Origin of the sequence: Herbaspirillum sp. NPDC101397 (assembly GCF_044767325.1) — a bacterium.
GTDB lineage: Bacteria > Pseudomonadota > Gammaproteobacteria > Burkholderiales > Burkholderiaceae_D > Herbaspirillum.
This window is the reverse complement of the sequence record NZ_JBIWNS010000007.1, coordinates 194,985-209,748: the sequence shown is the minus strand read 5'-3', so window position 1 is coordinate 209,748 and position 14,764 is coordinate 194,985. Positions and strand designations below refer to the sequence as shown.

Below are 14,764 nucleotides of genomic sequence, written 5' to 3'. Positions count from 1 at the left end.
ACGACTGAGCAGGGTCAGGCCGCCCAGGCCGAGCCGCGGATCACGCCGCAGAAATTGCCGGGTGCAAATGCCGGTTCCTTGTCGGCGATGACGTCGCCTTTGACGTTGCCGAAAGTGGTGGCGGGTTTGTGGCGGATGCCGTCGTAGAAGGTCTGGATGATGTCTTCCTTGAAATTGTCGCCGCGCGGGTGCGCCAGCACGACCGCCTCGCGTTCGGCATCGCTGTATTCCTCGTACTTCATGCCCAGCACGTCCATTTCCACGCCGGCCGTCACCAGCGCCACCACCGGGTGCATGTGCTGCGGGATGCCCGGCGTGGTGTGCAGGGCGATGGCGTTCCACACGGTGTCGATGTCGCCTTGCCCGATGCCGCGGCTGTCGAGGAAGTCGCGCGCGGCGTTGGCGCCGTCGACTTCAAAGCGCTCGCAGGCGCTGCTGTGTTTGTGGCTCAGGCCCATGTCATGGAACATGCAGCCGCAATACAGCAGTTCCGGGTCGAACTTGAGGCCGCGCCGGCGTCCGGCCAGCGCCGCGAAATAGAACACGCGGCTGGAATGGTGGAACAGCAGCGGCGACACGGTGTCGCGCACGGCTTCAGTGATTTCGCGGGCCAGCTTGCTGTCGGGAATGGCGACGTCGCCGATGTTGAGGGTCATGATGTGCTCCGGTTAAAAAGTCAGGTTGAGTCGGACGGGCTTTGGAGATTTCATTCTCGGCGCTGGGCCGCGCCTGCTCAAGCAAGGCCTGGCGCGGATTGCTGCCATTCTGGCGCGCTATACGGACAGCGGCGGCGGCAAGTTTTTCTGAGTGGGCGCAAGGGCGGGAAATGGCGGTGGTTTGGCAGGATTTGGACGCCGATGACCGCTTCGTCGGGCAACCGGACGCCAAAGATGCAGTCCGGCAAGGCATTCTTCGAAGCCTTCAGGCCCGGTCTTCAACGGTTTTCGACGGTTTCGGGCTAAAATACCGGTTGTTTTTGTGTTGGTGCTCAGGCAGTGGCAGCAGGAAACGCCCTTGCTTCCTTACAGGTTCATGAAAGGAAGTGCCAATACAATATGAAGTTGTTGCAACATCAATCCGACGCATTGCGCCGTCGGGCAGGCAAGCCAGGTACTACCCGTATCGTCCGCTTCGCCTCGTCCGGCCCCCTTGATGGTGCGGCAGCCTCCCAGACGGCTCATCAAACACCAACCCCGCAAGGACATCACCGTGACTACTGATAATTCCACCATCATCTATACGCTGACTGATGAGGCGCCACTGCTGGCGACCTACTCTCTGCTGCCCATCATCAGAACGTTCACCGCGCCGGCCGGCGTCAACGTTGTTGAAAGCGATATCTCGGTGGCCACGCGGATTCTGGCCGAATTCCCGGACCGTCTGACACCTGAACAACGCGTTCCCGACAACCTCGCCGCACTGGGCAAGCTGACCCAGGACCCAAGCGCCAACATCATCAAGCTGCCGAACATCAGCGCCTCGGTGCCGCAGTTGCAAGCCGCCGTGCGCGAACTGCAATCGCGCGGTTACGCCATTCCTGATGTGCCGGAAGATCCGAAGACCGACGAAGAAAAAGAAATCCTGAAGAGCTACTCCAAAGTGCTCGGCAGCGCCGTCAACCCGGTCCTGCGCGAAGGCAATTCCGATCGCCGCGCACCAGCATCGATCAAGCGCTTCGCCCGCAAGCACCCGCACAGCATGGGCGAATGGAGCATGGCATCGCGTTCGCACGTGGCGCACATGACCCACGGCGACTTCTATCACGGTGAAAAGTCCATGACCATCGGCGCCGCACGCGACGTCAAGATGGAACTGATCGGCAAGAGCGGCAAGACCACGGTCCTGAAGGCCAAGGTTGCCCTGAAAGCCGGCGAAATCATCGACAGCATGTTCATGAGCAAGAAGGCGCTGTGCGACTTCTATGAAGAGCAGTTCGAAGATGCACGCAAGACCGGCGTGATGCTGTCGCTGCACGTCAAGGCGACCATGATGAAGGTCTCGCACCCGATCGTGTTCGGCCACGCCGTCAAGATTTTCTACAAGGAAGCGTTTGCCAAGCACGGCAAGCTGTTCGACGAACTGGGCGTGAACGTCAACAACGGCCTGGTCAACCTGTACGAAAAGATCGAGTCCCTGCCGTCGTCGAAGAAGGAAGAAATCATCCGTGACCTGCACGCCTGTCACGAACACCGTCCGTCGCTGGCCATGGTCGACTCGGCCAAGGGCATTTCCAACCTGCACGCGCCGAACGACGTGATCGTTGACGCATCGATGCCGGCCATGATCCGTATCGGCGGCAAGATGTGGGATGCCAACGGCAAGCCGCAAGACACCAAGGCGGTGATCCCGGAAAGCACCTTCGCCCGCATCTACCAGGAAGTCATCAACTTCTGCAAAACCAACGGCAACTTCGATCCGACCACCATGGGCACCGTGCCTAACGTCGGCCTGATGGCGCAAAAGGCGGAAGAATACGGTTCGCACGACAAGACATTTGAAATCGCCGAAGACGGCGTGGCCAACATCGTCGACCTGGCAACAGGCGAAGTGCTGCTGACGCAAAACGTCGAGCAAGGCGACATCTGGCGCATGTGCCAGGTCAAGGACGACCCGATCCGCGACTGGGTCAAGCTGGCCGTCACCCGCGCCCGCAACTCCGGCATGCCTGCCGTGTTCTGGCTCGACCCGTACCGTCCGCACGAAGCTGAACTGATCAAGAAGGTCGAGACTTACCTGAAGGATCACGACACCAAGGGCCTGGACATCCAGATCATGTCGCAAGTGCGCGCCATGCGTTACACCCTGGAACGCGTCATCCGCGGTCTCGATACCATTTCGGTGACCGGCAACATCCTGCGCGACTACCTGACCGACCTGTTCCCGATCATGGAACTGGGCACCAGCGCCAAGATGCTGTCGATCGTGCCTCTGATGGCCGGCGGCGGCATGTACGAAACCGGCGCGGGCGGTTCGGCGCCGAAGCACGTCAAGCAACTGGTGGAAGAAAACCATCTGCGCTGGGATTCGCTGGGCGAGTTCCTGGCCCTGGCGGTGTCGCTGGAAGACATGGGCATCAAGACCGGCAACAAGAAGGCGCAAGTGCTGGGCAAGGCGCTCGACGACGCGACCGGCAAGCTGCTGGACAACAACAAGTCGCCTTCGCCGAAGACCGGCGAGCTGGACAACCGCGGCAGCCATTTCTACCTGGCGATGTACTGGGCGCAGGAACTGGCAGCGCAAAAGGAAGACGCCGAACTGGCGGCGAAGTTTGCGCCGCTGGCCAAGACACTGACCGAGAACGAAGCCAAGATCACCGGCGAACTCAAGGCAGTGCAAGGCAATCCGGTCGACATCGGCGGCTACTTCCTGGCCGATCCGAAGAAGGTCAGCGAAGTCATGCGTCCGAGCGCCACGCTCAACGCGGCACTGGCTTCGGTGAAGTAAACACGTTTGAAACAAGCCTGACATCAGCCCGAAGCCGGGCTGAAGCAAGGCGAAAAAAAGCGGATCTGCGCAGTACGGCAGATCCGCTTTTTTATTCTCTCTGCGTTATTCGCTGCGCCGGCTTGTTCACGCCGCGAGGGCGAACAATTCCTGCGGCGTTGCATTGGCCGGACGCGGACGACCGTACAAATAACCCTGCACTTCATCGCACGACCACTGGCGCAGCCATTCGCGCTGCTCGGGCGTCTCCACGCCTTCGGCGATCACTTCGACGCCGAGGTTGTGGCCGAGGCCGATCACGGCCTGGACGATGGCGGCGTCTTCCGACTGCGGGCGCAGTTCGCGGATGAAGGACTGGTCGATCTTGAGCTTGGTGATCGGGAAGCGCTTCAGGTAGGCCAGACTCGAATAGCCGGTGCCGAAATCGTCGATCGACAGTTTCAGGCCCAGTCCGCGCAACTTGCACAGCAGCTCGATGGAGCGCTGCACGTTGTCCATCATGACGCCTTCGGTGATTTCCAGTTCCAGGTTGTGCGGCGCGATGCCGGTGTCGGCCAACGCGCGCCGCACCATGTCGAAGAAGCCGGGATGATTGAACTGGCGCGGCGAGATGTTCACCGCCATGGTCAGGTCGTTGCCGGTGATGCGCTTCCACAGCTGCCCTTGCAGGCAGGCTTCGTAGAGGATCCATTCGCCGATGCCGATGATCAGGCCGGTCTCTTCGGCGAGCGGGATGAACTTGTCCGGCGCCACCAGCTCGCCGTTGCGGCGCCAGCGCACCAGCGCCTCGAAGCCGACCAGACGGTTGCTGCTCAGCGATTGCTGCGGCTGGTAATGCAGTTCCAGTTCGCCGCGCTCGACCGCGTGCCGCAGTTGCGCTTCCAGGTCGAGGCGCAGGTCGGCCTGGGCGTTGAGGTCTTCCGAATAGCCCACCCGCGCATCGCCGCCCGACTGGCGCGCCGCCTGCAGAGCGGCATCGGCGTTCTTCAGCAGGCGCGCGGCCTCGGCGCCGTGGCGCGGATATTCGGCGTAGCCCAGGCTCAGGCTGGACACCACTTCATGGCGCTCGCTGATGAAGGGTGTGCGCATCTGTACCTGCAAGGCATGCAGCGCTTCCTCGAACGAGGGATGACTCTGCGACGTGCGGAACAGGATCGCGATATTCGCGCCATCGAGCCGATAGACTTCGGCGCCGAAGTTCTCGGCGCACACGCGTATGCGTTCGGCCACGTCCTGCATCATGCGGTCACCGAAGGCATGGCCGAAGCCGCCGACCACGCGTTCGAAACGGTCGATGGTGCCCAGCACCACGGTGTGCGCATGCGCCGGCAACTGGCGCAGGCGGCGTTCGAAGGAACGCCGGTGGGCGAGGCCGGTGAGCGGATCGTGATCGGCCTGGTGCGCCAGCTGCGACTCGGTGCGCAGGCGCGCGCGGATGTGATAAATCATGAAACCGGCAGTCAGCACTGCGAGCAGGTCGAACAGATGCACCAGGCGCGTGATGCGCATGACGTCATTGGCGGTGCCCATCATCAGGGCGCTGGCGCTGTTGTCTTCCAGGCTGGCGCCGTCCGGCGCATGGTCTGCGGCGATCTGTTCGGTGCGGTGGCGGATGTCGCCGACGGTGCGCTCCATCACCACCGACAAGGCGATGCTGGCGCCGATTACCAGCAGCAGCAGCGCGTAGATCGACCAGCGCGAATGACGCCGCAGGAACTGCCATGACAGTCCGGCGGCGGCCGCCTGAAAACGTTGGCCGGGCAGGCGTCGCGGCGCCAGAGTAGTGGACAGGAAACTGCGCGCCTGGACGTCGAAAGTCATGATGGATCCTTGTCATGTTGCCGGTCCGGCGCAACTGTATCTGCAACTGTATCTGCGGCCAGTGCACGTTCTATGCAACTGACCAGTTCGCCGGCGTTGAAGGGTTTGCTGAAAAATCCGCTGGCGCCGGCCGCCATGGCGCGCCGGCGTATGCTGTCCTCGGGAAAGGCGGTGATGAAAATCAGCGGCAGCCGGCAGCCGTCGGCCAGCAGCTGGTCCTGCATCTCGAGGCCGCTCATGCCGCCCATCTGGACATCGGTGATGGCGCAGTCGACGATCTCGAAACCGCGCTGCTGCAGGAATTCCTCGGCCGAAGCGAACGCCTGCGCCTGCATGCCGAGCGAGCGCACCAGGCGGGAAACGGCAGTGCGCACAAAGGGATCGTCATCCACTATGCCGATGGTACGTAGGTTGGGTGTGGTCAATTGAAGCATCCGGTTGCATGGACGGAGCTGAAGAGCTCCATCGCTTGCAATCAGAATAGAGGGTTTGCTACGGCGGCGAAATCATACGATGGTATTAGGGCCGAAAAGCCGCTTCCGGCGTGGCTTTGCGGTGGGCCGTGCTGGTCAGGAAGGCAGTCCCAGCGCCTGCGCCATCTTCACCAGATCGGCGAAGCTCCTGGCCTGCATCTTCTTCATCGCATTGCCGCGATGGATCTTGACCGTGATTTCGCTGGTGCCGAGTTCGCCGGCGATCTGCTTGTTCATCAGGCCGGAAGCGGCCAGGCCCATGATTTCGCGTTCGCGCGCGGTCAGCGTGGCGAAGCGCCCGCGCAGGTCGGCGCTGTTCTTGTCCTCGGCCAGGCTGGCGCGGTTGCGCTCAAGAGCGTGGTTCACGGCGTCGAGCAGATCTTGGTCGCGGAAGGGCTTGGACAGGAAGTCGACCGCGCCGGCCTTCATCGCTTTCACGCTCATCGGGATGTCGCCGTGGCCGGTCATGAAGATGATCGGCAGGGCGTTGCCGCTGCGCTGCAATTCCACCTGGAAGTCGAGCCCGCTGACGCCCTGCAGGCGCACGTCGAGCACCAGGCAGGCCGGGCCAGGGTAGGGCTTGCGCTGCAGGAACTCGGCGGCGGAAGAAAAGGTTTCGGCCTGCAGACCGCACGAGCGCAGCAGGTTGCTGACCGCCTTGCACATCGCGGCATCGTCGTCGACCACGAACACCATGGCGCTGTCGGCAAGCTTGTCGGAGGTAGTCACGGCGGTCATGGCGGTCAGGTTAACAATGAAATCAGATGGACGGCAGCGAAAACTGCAGCGCCGCGCCGTGGTCGACGCCGTCGATCACCTTGATGCGCCCGCCGTGCGATTCGATGATCGAGCGGCAGATCGGCAGGCCCATGCCCATACCTTCGGCCTTGGTTGAGAAGAACGGATCGAACAGCTTGTCGCGGTGTGCCGGCGCGATGCCGTGGCCGCAGTCGAGCACCGTGACGGCGACGCGGTCGTCGCCGATCAGCGAGGTTTCCAGCACCAGTTCGCGCTGAGGCGCGGGGATGTCTTCCATGGCCTGCATGCCGTTCATCATGAGATTGATGATGACCTGTTGCAGCTGCACGCGGTCGGCGTGCACCAGCGGCAGGCCGTTGGTCAGGCGCTGCGTCAGGCGCACGTCGTGGCGCGCCAGTTCGCGCTGCACCAGGGTCGCGCTTTCGGCGACGATGGCGTTGATCGCCAGCGGCGCGTAACTCGGCTCGCTCTTGCGCGACAGCACGCGCACGCGGCGGATCACTTCGCTGGCGCGGGTGGCGTCTTCCAGCATGCCGACCACCGAGGCGCGCACTTCCTGGAGTTCCGGCTGGGGCCGGTCGATCCAGCGCAGGCAGGCTTCGCCGTTGGCGTTGATGGCCGCCAGTGGTTGATTGACTTCATGCGCGATCGAGGCCGCCAGTTCGCCCAGCATGGTGACGCGCGTGACATGGGTCAATTGCGCTTGCGCGCGACTCAGCGCCTCCTCGCGCAACAGCAGGCGGCTGGTGGCGGCCTGGCCTTTGAGCGCCAGGAAAGTGGTGACGGCGATGGCGACGATGCTCACCAGCATGCGGGCGAAGGAGCCGCCGACAATCGCGAAGCCGTAGGAAATGACATAGGCCGCCACCGTCAGCAACATGCACCCGGCCATCACCACCAGCGTACCGCGGCGCGGCCAGGCGGTCACGGCGATCAGCATGACGGCGACGTACAGCACGGCAATGGCAATATCGAGCGGCGTCAGCGCGTCGACCAGGAAGATCGCCAGCGCGAGCACACCGGCCATCAGCTGCAGCAGCGACATACGTTCCGGTTCCGACATGGAGGAGACTCTCTGGGATTTATTGTTGTCTGCACGCTTGCGAAGCTGGCGCTGCTCTTGGGAAACACGAGTCAGGAGTCCGCCGGCGGTCAGTGTTGCGGGCCAGTATAAAGCAAGCAATTCGCCGGCGATAGACGACTTAAACCAAAGTATAGGTAGCCGGAATCCGGATTGGATCGGGAGGCATGTTTGTGATTCTGTGACGCCGTGACCGGCAGGCGACGGTCAGGATGGATGATGCGGCCGGCGCGCGCTGATGTCTACCCATCACGCGCGCCACAGCCGCTGGTGTTGCCTTTGCCGGTTTCGCATCACGTACCGCGAAGCCGGAGTCTTCCGTTACTGATCAGTCATCAGGCGCCGGCGTACGTGGCGTCGTCATGCATGTTCTGCGCGTGCTGCAAATCCTGGCGCACGTCCTGGCGGCTCAGATGCGATGACGCTTGCGTGGTGGCGGGATAGTTGTCGCCGTCCGCAATCTGGCCTTGCTGCTCGGCCTGGATCAGTTCCTGTTTGACCTGGGCGCGGCTGACGCTGGAAACGAAGGGCTGGTCGACCGGATAAGGGGCTTCGGCGTAGGCGCCGGCAGCGGTAGTGAGGGCCAGGGCGGCGAAGGCGAGGGATAATTTACGCATGGTGTGTTCTCCAAAAAGTCAGGCGACGACCGCAGTCAGCCATGCAGACTGCAGGGCTAGAGGGGGTAATGTGAAGGGGGGCCGCGGTCATCGTGGAACACATTCTGCGCCGCGCTGTCGGACAGAAGCATGACGAACATATGACAATCCGGTCATGCGGGCGTCAGGTTTTTCTCAGCATGTGTTCAGCTTGGGGATGCCGTCCGGAATCATGCGATCCGCCGCAGCCGCCCACGCGGCGCATGGTGTCCGCGACACGGCGGTGTACCATGGCCCGACGGTGTTGCAAGCAAAAAGTGTCAGCCTCGGAGGGCCGGCATCCAAAAAGGGGGAGTCAACGATGATGGAATTGTTTTATCAGATCAAGCGATCTCATAGGCGCGTTCAAACGGCCTTGCTGCCGTTCTTGTTGGTTGCCGCCGCGTTTGCGGCGCCTTCTGCACGCGCCGCCGAACCGAGTTGCGATTGCCAGCAGAGCGTGGGCACGTGCTCCGCTTCAATTGCGGTCAAGCCGGTGGAGGCGACCACCCTCGGTTCGTATGCGTCGGAGTTGCGCTTTACCTCGTCCGCACCGGCTTGTTCGAAGGTCAACTATTACGTCGACGGCACGCCGTATTTCAACGTGCTGGTCAACGGCAATACCGGCGTCGACACCATCTGGGGCCAGAAGCAGATCAGCCGCGCCAACATCACCGAGATCACTTGCCAGGTATGCAAGCAGGTCGCGATGACGCCCGTGCCGGTGGAAAAGAAGCCCGAGAACCCCGAACTCAAGCCGACGCAGTTTGACGGCCAGTGGGCCGGCGCCGGCAACAATTCATTCGGCTCGGCGCAGCGCTGGACGCTCAGCTTTGCCACCACCGCGGCGGGCAAGGCCGCCATCACCGGCACCATGGAAGGCAACTTCCCGACCGTGCCGATCAGCGCCAGCGGCACCGTCAGCGGCAGCACGCTGAGCTGGCTCGACCAGCAGACCACGTGTACTGCCAAGCTGCTGACCGACGTCTCGCTGGCGTTCGAATGCCACGGCCAGGGATCGGTGCAGATGGTGATGCGGCGGCAGTGAATCGCATGAACGAGCAGGGCGGTCGCGTCCGCACATTTTTCTTCATCGCGGTGTGCCTCCTGCTCAGCGTGCTGACCACGCTGGCCGGCGTGTGGGCCGGCTTCGCCTTGTGGTATCAGTTGCAGGCGCCGGCGCAGATCCGGACGGTCGCGGTCGTCGTTCTGGTGTTGGCGGTGCTGGCTGCGCTCAATGGTTTGTGGCGGCGACGCTGGCGGCCGCTGCTCGGCTTTGCCGTGCTGTTCGCGGGCATGCTGGGCTGGTGGAGCACGCTCAAGCCCTCGCATGAGCGCGTCTGGGCCGACGACGTTGCGCGCCTTTTGCACATCGACATCGACGGCAACCACGCGCGCCTGACCAACGTGCGCAACTTCGACTGGCGCAGCGAGACCGATTACACCGTGCGCTGGGAAACCCGCGACTACGATCTCAACCGCCTGGTCACGGCCGATCTGGTGCTGTCGTACTGGATGGGACCGGCGATTGCGCACACGCTGGTGTCGTTCGGTTTCGACGACGGCCGCTACCTGACGTTTTCGGTGGAGATCCGCAAGGAAAAGGGCGAGAGTTTTTCGGCGCTGGGTGGCTTCTTCCGCAAATTCGAGACGGTGCTGGTGGCCAGCGACGAGCGCGACATCGTGCGCGTGCGCAGCAATGTACGCGGCGAGGATGTGTATTTCTATCGCCTGCAGGTCGAGCCGGCCACCTTGCGCAAGCTGTTCGTCGGCTATGCCGGTGAAGCCGCCAAGCTCGAACGCGAGCCGGCCTTCTACAACACCCTGACCAGCAATTGCACGACCATCGTGTTCGATCTGGCGCGCGCCATCAATCCGCAATTGCCGTTCGACTATCGCCTGCTGGCTTCAGGCTACCTGGCGGAATACGCCCATGACGTCGGCGGTCTGGCGCCGGGATTCGACTACGCCACGCTGCATGCGCGCGGCCGCATTACCGAGCGTGCGCTGGCGGCAGGGAACGATGCGCGCTTTTCGGAATTGATCCGCGTCGGCATTCCAGGCGTCCCATCCGTAAAAAAATAACTCAGCGCGCCGGCCAGCGTGCCGCGCTGCCCACCGCCGCCGGCATCGCCTCGCGCATGGTGTCGATGAAGTAGCGCAGCCGCGCCGGATAGAAGCGCGCATACGGATAGATGATCGAGACCGGCAGCGGCGCCGCTTCCCACTCGGGCAAGAGCGGCACCAGCCGGCCGTGCTCCATGTGCTCCGCCAGCAGCCAGGCCGAGCCGAGCAGCAGCCCCACGCCTTCGACCGCCGCGTTGGTCAGCGCATACAGGCTGTCGGAACTGAGGCGCGGCTGGAACGCCACCTCGGCGACTTCGCCGGTGACGGTATTTTTCAGCGTGACGTCGCGCCGGTAGAACTGCGGGATCGCCAGCCACGGCATCGCCGCCAGGTCGCGCGGGTGAGCCGGCGCCGGATACTGCGCCAGCAGCGCCGGCGCGATCGCCATCATGCGCGGCACCTCGGCCAGCCGGATTGCCACCACCGAAGGATCGCTGACTTCGCCGACCTGAATCGCGCAGTCAATGCCGTGCGCGATGAAATCGGCGACGCGGTCGTACAGCAGCCATTCCACCGTGATGCCGGGGTGGCGCCGCATGAATTCGGCCAGCGGCGCGATCAGCTGCCGTTGCCCGAAGGCGTTGGGCACCACTACGCGCAGCGAACCCTCGGCCTCGACGCCGGCGCCGCGCACGTCGAACTGGAAGGATTCCCAACCGGCCAGCAGGTCGAGCGCGCGCTCATAGCAACGCTCGCCGTCCTCGGTCAGCTTCATGGCATGGGTGGAGCGTTGCAACAGACGCACCCCCAGCGAGCGCTCCAGCAGCTGCAGGCGGCGGCTGATGGTCGGCTGCGTGGTGCCGAGCTGGCTCGCAGCGGCCGACAGGCTGCCGGCCTGGACGATGCGCACGAAGGTCTGGATCAGCTCGATGCGGTCGGCGGTGCTGGAAGACGGCGGAAGGGCGGCCGAAGCCGAAAGGGTCGCTTTGCTCATACGTAGAGCGTATAACAATTCTGCATGCGATGCCACTACCGCAGCGCAGCAATGGCGCGCAAACTCCACTCCGTCAAACCAATAAAGGGGTAGCCATCATGTCTTCCATTCAGAACACGCATACAAGTCACAGCGCGACGGCCGTGCCCGCCGCGCCTGTCAACCAGCTGCCGGCCTCGCTGATGCTGCTGTTGTCGTCCGGCGCCGGCCTGGCCGTGGCCTCGCTGTATTACTCGCAGCCCATGCTGGGCATCCTCGGCGCCGACATCGGCGCCTCCGACCGCGCCATCGGCATGGTGCCGATGCTGACCCAGCTCGGTTACGCGCTCGGCATCCTGCTGCTGGCCCCGCTGGGCGACCGCTACGATCGCCGCCGCATCATCCTGATCAAGGCCGCCGTGTTGACCGGCGCCTTGCTGCTGGCCGGCGCATCCTCGGGTATCGCGGTGCTGCTGGTCGCCAGCCTGGCGATCGGCTTGTCGGCCACGCTGGCGCAGGACATCGTCCCGGCCGCCGCCACGCTGGCTTCGGAGCAACATCGCGGCAAGGTGGTCGGCACCGTGATGACCGGTTTGCTGCTCGGCATCCTGCTGTCGCGCGTGCTGAGCGGCTTCGTCGCCGAGCATTTCGGCTGGCGCAGCATGTTCGTGGCCGCCTCGGTCAGCATCGCCCTGATCGGCGTCGCCGCATGGCGCGGCCTGCCGCGCTTCAAGGCCACCACGCACCTGTCGTACGGCGCCTTGCTGGGCTCGCTCGGCAAGCTGGTGCAAAAGCATCCGGCGCTGCGTCGTGCCGCACTGGCGCAGGGTTTGCTGTCGGTCGGCTTCAGCGCCTTCTGGTCGACGCTGGCGGTGATGCTGCATGCCGCGCCATTCCATCTGGGCAGCGCCGCCGCCGGCGCCTTCGGCCTGGCAGGCGCGGCCGGTGCGCTGGCTGCACCGCTGGCCGGCCGCATCTCGGACAAGAAAGGTCCTGAGCTGGTGACCCGCCTTGGCATCGGCCTGGCGATCCTGTCCTTCGTGGCGATGGCGTTCGGACCGGCCTTCTCGACCAGCGGTCAGTTGTGGTTGCTGGCGCTGGCGGCAATCGGCTTCGACCTTGGCGTGCAGGCCACCCTGGTGGCGCATCAGACCATCGTCTACAGCATCGAACCGGGCGCCCGCAGCCGTCTTAACGCCGTGTTGTTTGTCGGCATGTTCGTCGGCATGGCGGCCGGTGCGGCGCTGGGCAGCCTGCTGCTGGCGCAATGGGGCTGGATCGGCGTGGTCGGTCTGGCAACGGTGGCCTCGCTGGGCGCCTTGCTGGTGCGCATGCTGCCGGGCAAGAATCGCGACCGTTGAGCGGTTCCATACAGTGGTGAAGCAAGCGCGGCCTTCGGGCCGCGCTTGCGTTTACAACAAAAAACGCCGCTCCGGGCTTGAAGAACCGCGGGCCAGCCTGAAATAAACGGAGCCCCGTTGTAAGATAGGCGGTTGCGCCAAATTACGGCGCCAGGCAATTACATAGGTTCATCATGTCGTCACCAGAAAACATCGAAACAGACGTCGTCATTCCGGAAGAAAACCTGGAATTCGTCAGCTCCTGCGCATTACCGATGCCGTGGGCCACTTTCCAACTGCACGCCTTCGTCGACCACGTTTCCGGCAAGGAACACCTGGCCCTGGTGCTGGGCGACGTCGGCAACGGCGAACCGGTGCTGGCGCGCGTGCATTCCGAATGCCTGACCGGCGACGCCTTGTTCAGCCAGCGCTGCGATTGCGGCGCGCAACTCGAAGCCGCCCTGCGCCGCATCGCCAGGGAAAAGCGCGGCGTGGTGTTTTACCTGCGCCAGGAAGGCCGCGGAATCGGCCTGCTCAACAAGGTGCGCGCCTACCATCTGCAGGACGGCGGCGCCGACACGGTCGAAGCCAACCTGCAGCTGGGCTTCCCGGCCGACATGCGGCGCTACACCATGGTGGTGCCGATGGCCGAACATCTCGGCATCAAGGGCCTGCGCCTGATGACCAACAACCCGCGCAAGGTCAACGCCCTGGTGGAAAACGGCATCGAGGTGCTGGAACGCGTGCCGCTGGTGGAAAACCGCAATCCGTTCAACATCCGCTACCTGCGCACCAAGGCCACCAAGCTGGGCCATTTGCTGCCGTCGCACGACAATGACTGAAGCGGACCCGCGCATGACACAAACGACCCAAGACACGCCCGCACTGATCCCGATTTCGCTGCTGACCGGTTTTCTCGGCAGCGGCAAGACCACGCTGCTGAACTATCTCGTGGCCCAGCCCGAGTTGAAGGACACGCTGGTCATCATCAACGAGTTCGGCGAAATCGGCCTCGACCATTTGCTGGTGGCGCACAGCCAGGATGAAGTCGTGGTCGAGATGAGCAGCGGTTGCCTGTGCTGCACCATCCGCGGCGACCTCAAGAAAACCCTCAAGGACATCACCTGGCGTTTTGCCGAAGGCGGCAAGCGCAAGTTCAACCGCGTCATCATCGAAACCACCGGACTGGCGTCGCCGATCCCGATTTTGCACACCTTGATGACCGACAATTTCATTGCGTCGAAATACCGGCTCGATGGCGTCATCACCACCGTCGATGCGGTCAACGGCGACGCCACGCTGGACAACCATATTGAAGCGGTGCAACAGGCTGCCGTTGCCGACCGCTTGCTGCTGACCAAGAGCGATTTGGCCAATGCGGCCGCGCTGCAAGATCTGCAGGCGCGCCTGAAGCAGATCAATCCCGGAGCGCAACAAATCCTGTCGCAGCAAGGCCAGGTGGCGCCGCAGCAACTGCTCGACGCCGGCCTGTTCCGCGCCGCCGACAAGACCCCCGACGTCGAACGCTGGCTCAGCGAAGAAGCGTACGAGCCGCCGCATGCGCACGACCACGATCATGCGCACGGCCATCATCACCATGGCCACGACCACGGTCACGACATCAACCGCCACGACGATCACATCCGCGCCTTCTGCTTCAGTTTCGACCAGCCGATCGCGCCGCATCTGTTCGACGAATGGCTGAGTCTGCTGGTCGGTTTCAAGGGCCAGAACATCCTGCGCATCAAGGGCATCATCAATCTCGAGGGCGAAGACAAGCCGACCGTGATCCATGGCGTGCAGCACATCTTCCACCCGACCGTGACGCTGCCTGCCTGGCCGTCGGAAGACCGCCGCACGCGCATCGTGTTCATCACCAAGGACATCGAGCGCGCCACCATCGAACGTTCCTTCACGGCATTCATGCAGGCGCAGGCGATTGAGCAAGAACAACGGCAGACTAGGGCCTGATAACAACCCTTCGGGAACGGTTGCAGGCGTCGCCTGCCGAAGTTGCAACTCCAAGGTGTTGCAACTTCGGTAGCACCGCTACGACGCGTCGCTGCGCCCAGGCAGTCAACGCCTGCCGCGCGTTCGCATTCGTAAATTGATTGTTAACAGGCCCTAAGGCAAGCACGCTGCGTGGTAAAAATGCCGCAGTTGCAGCATTG

13 protein-coding genes are annotated in these 14,764 nt (G+C 63.4%); 6 read left to right on the top strand and 7 right to left on the bottom strand.

The genetic code is table 11. The annotated features are described in order from the left end of the window. Positions 1-14 precede the first annotated feature (14 nt). Positions 15-656, bottom strand: a complete 642-nt coding sequence (locus tag ACIROW_RS18275; RefSeq protein WP_402277871.1) for an HD domain-containing protein — start codon at positions 654-656, stop codon at positions 15-17. A 553-nt stretch (positions 657-1,209) separates the two neighbouring features. Here ACIROW_RS18275 and ACIROW_RS18270 point away from each other — a divergent pair. Continuing rightward, entirely contained in the window at positions 1,210-3,444 is a 2,235-nt protein-coding gene (locus tag ACIROW_RS18270; RefSeq protein WP_402277870.1) for an NADP-dependent isocitrate dehydrogenase, read from the top strand. A 126-nt stretch (positions 3,445-3,570) separates the two neighbouring features. On the opposite strand, the gene ACIROW_RS18265 is transcribed toward ACIROW_RS18270, so the two are convergent. From ACIROW_RS18265 to ACIROW_RS18245, 5 genes are all read right to left on the bottom strand, one after another. Continuing rightward, positions 3,571-5,265, bottom strand: coding sequence for a putative bifunctional diguanylate cyclase/phosphodiesterase (locus tag ACIROW_RS18265; protein ID WP_402277869.1), 1,695 nt, complete (start codon positions 5,263-5,265; stop codon positions 3,571-3,573). Then, positions 5,262-5,690: a response regulator transcription factor gene (locus ACIROW_RS18260; protein ID WP_402277868.1), complete on the bottom strand. Its 429-nt coding sequence runs from the start codon at positions 5,688-5,690 to the stop codon at positions 5,262-5,264. Before ACIROW_RS18260 ends, ACIROW_RS18265 begins: the two co-directional genes overlap by 4 nt. 144 nt (positions 5,691-5,834) lie before the next feature. Continuing rightward, positions 5,835-6,476 (bottom strand): response regulator transcription factor, encoded by a 642-nt coding sequence (locus tag ACIROW_RS18255; RefSeq protein ID WP_402277867.1) that lies wholly within the window; start codon positions 6,474-6,476, stop codon positions 5,835-5,837. Between the two features lie 22 nt (positions 6,477-6,498). Then, entirely contained in the window at positions 6,499-7,560 is a 1,062-nt protein-coding gene (locus tag ACIROW_RS18250; protein ID WP_402277866.1) for a sensor histidine kinase, read from the bottom strand. Between the two features lie 353 nt (positions 7,561-7,913). After that, positions 7,914-8,195: a DUF4148 domain-containing protein gene (locus ACIROW_RS18245; protein WP_402277865.1), complete on the bottom strand. Its 282-nt coding sequence runs from the start codon at positions 8,193-8,195 to the stop codon at positions 7,914-7,916. A gap of 340 nt (positions 8,196-8,535) precedes the next feature. Between ACIROW_RS18245 and ACIROW_RS18240 the strand changes: the two genes are divergently transcribed. Both ACIROW_RS18240 and ACIROW_RS18235 read left to right on the top strand, forming a co-directional pair. Continuing rightward, positions 8,536-9,261, top strand: coding sequence for a hypothetical protein (locus tag ACIROW_RS18240; RefSeq protein ID WP_402277864.1), 726 nt, complete (start codon positions 8,536-8,538; stop codon positions 9,259-9,261). Between the two features lie 5 nt (positions 9,262-9,266). Beyond that, positions 9,267-10,298, top strand: coding sequence for a DUF4105 domain-containing protein (locus ACIROW_RS18235; RefSeq protein ID WP_402278045.1), 1,032 nt, complete (start codon positions 9,267-9,269; stop codon positions 10,296-10,298). A gap of 1 nt (position 10,299) precedes the next feature. Here ACIROW_RS18235 and ACIROW_RS18230 read toward each other — a convergent pair whose 3' ends face one another. Beyond that, positions 10,300-11,274 (bottom strand): LysR substrate-binding domain-containing protein, encoded by a 975-nt coding sequence (locus tag ACIROW_RS18230; protein WP_402277863.1) that lies wholly within the window; start codon positions 11,272-11,274, stop codon positions 10,300-10,302. Positions 11,275-11,372: 98 nt separating this feature from the next. Here ACIROW_RS18230 and ACIROW_RS18225 point away from each other — a divergent pair, with 98 nt between their 5' ends. From ACIROW_RS18225 to ACIROW_RS18215, 3 genes are all read left to right on the top strand, one after another. Continuing rightward, complete coding sequence (locus tag ACIROW_RS18225) at positions 11,373-12,614, top strand: MFS transporter (RefSeq protein ID WP_402277862.1); 1,242 nt, start codon at positions 11,373-11,375, stop codon at positions 12,612-12,614. 173 nt (positions 12,615-12,787) lie between these two features. Beyond that, a complete protein-coding gene (gene ribA / locus ACIROW_RS18220) occupies positions 12,788-13,435 on the top strand; it encodes a GTP cyclohydrolase II (protein ID WP_402277861.1) in 648 nt (215 codons plus the stop codon). 13 nt (positions 13,436-13,448) lie between these two features. Further along, the gene (locus ACIROW_RS18215; RefSeq protein ID WP_402277860.1) at positions 13,449-14,564 is read left to right on the top strand and encodes a CobW family GTP-binding protein; all 1,116 of its coding nucleotides are present in this window, start codon (positions 13,449-13,451) and stop codon (positions 14,562-14,564) included. Positions 14,565-14,764: the final 200 nt, after the last annotated feature.

Bases quoted from the DNA above. Each gene is read 5' to 3' on its own strand.
- ACIROW_RS18215 (WP_402277860.1), top strand. From the start codon at position 13,449: ATGACACAAACGACCCAAGACACGCCCGCACTGATCCCGATTTCGCTG.
- ACIROW_RS18225 (WP_402277862.1), top strand. From the start codon at position 11,373: ATGTCTTCCATTCAGAACACGCATACAAGTCACAGCGCGACGGCCGTG.
- ACIROW_RS18275 (WP_402277871.1), bottom strand. From the start codon at position 656: ATGACCCTCAACATCGGCGACGTCGCCATTCCCGACAGCAAGCTGGCC.
- ACIROW_RS18265 (WP_402277869.1), bottom strand. From the start codon at position 5,265: ATGACTTTCGACGTCCAGGCGCGCAGTTTCCTGTCCACTACTCTGGCG.
- ACIROW_RS18230 (WP_402277863.1), bottom strand. From the start codon at position 11,274: ATGAGCAAAGCGACCCTTTCGGCTTCGGCCGCCCTTCCGCCGTCTTCC.
- ACIROW_RS18255 (WP_402277867.1), bottom strand. From the start codon at position 6,476: ATGACCGCCGTGACTACCTCCGACAAGCTTGCCGACAGCGCCATGGTG.
- ACIROW_RS18245 (WP_402277865.1), bottom strand. From the start codon at position 8,195: ATGCGTAAATTATCCCTCGCCTTCGCCGCCCTGGCCCTCACTACCGCT.
- ACIROW_RS18235 (WP_402278045.1), top strand. From the start codon at position 9,267: ATGAACGAGCAGGGCGGTCGCGTCCGCACATTTTTCTTCATCGCGGTG.
- ribA (WP_402277861.1), top strand. From the start codon at position 12,788: ATGTCGTCACCAGAAAACATCGAAACAGACGTCGTCATTCCGGAAGAA.
- ACIROW_RS18250 (WP_402277866.1), bottom strand. From the start codon at position 7,560: ATGTCGGAACCGGAACGTATGTCGCTGCTGCAGCTGATGGCCGGTGTG.
- ACIROW_RS18240 (WP_402277864.1), top strand. From the start codon at position 8,536: ATGATGGAATTGTTTTATCAGATCAAGCGATCTCATAGGCGCGTTCAA.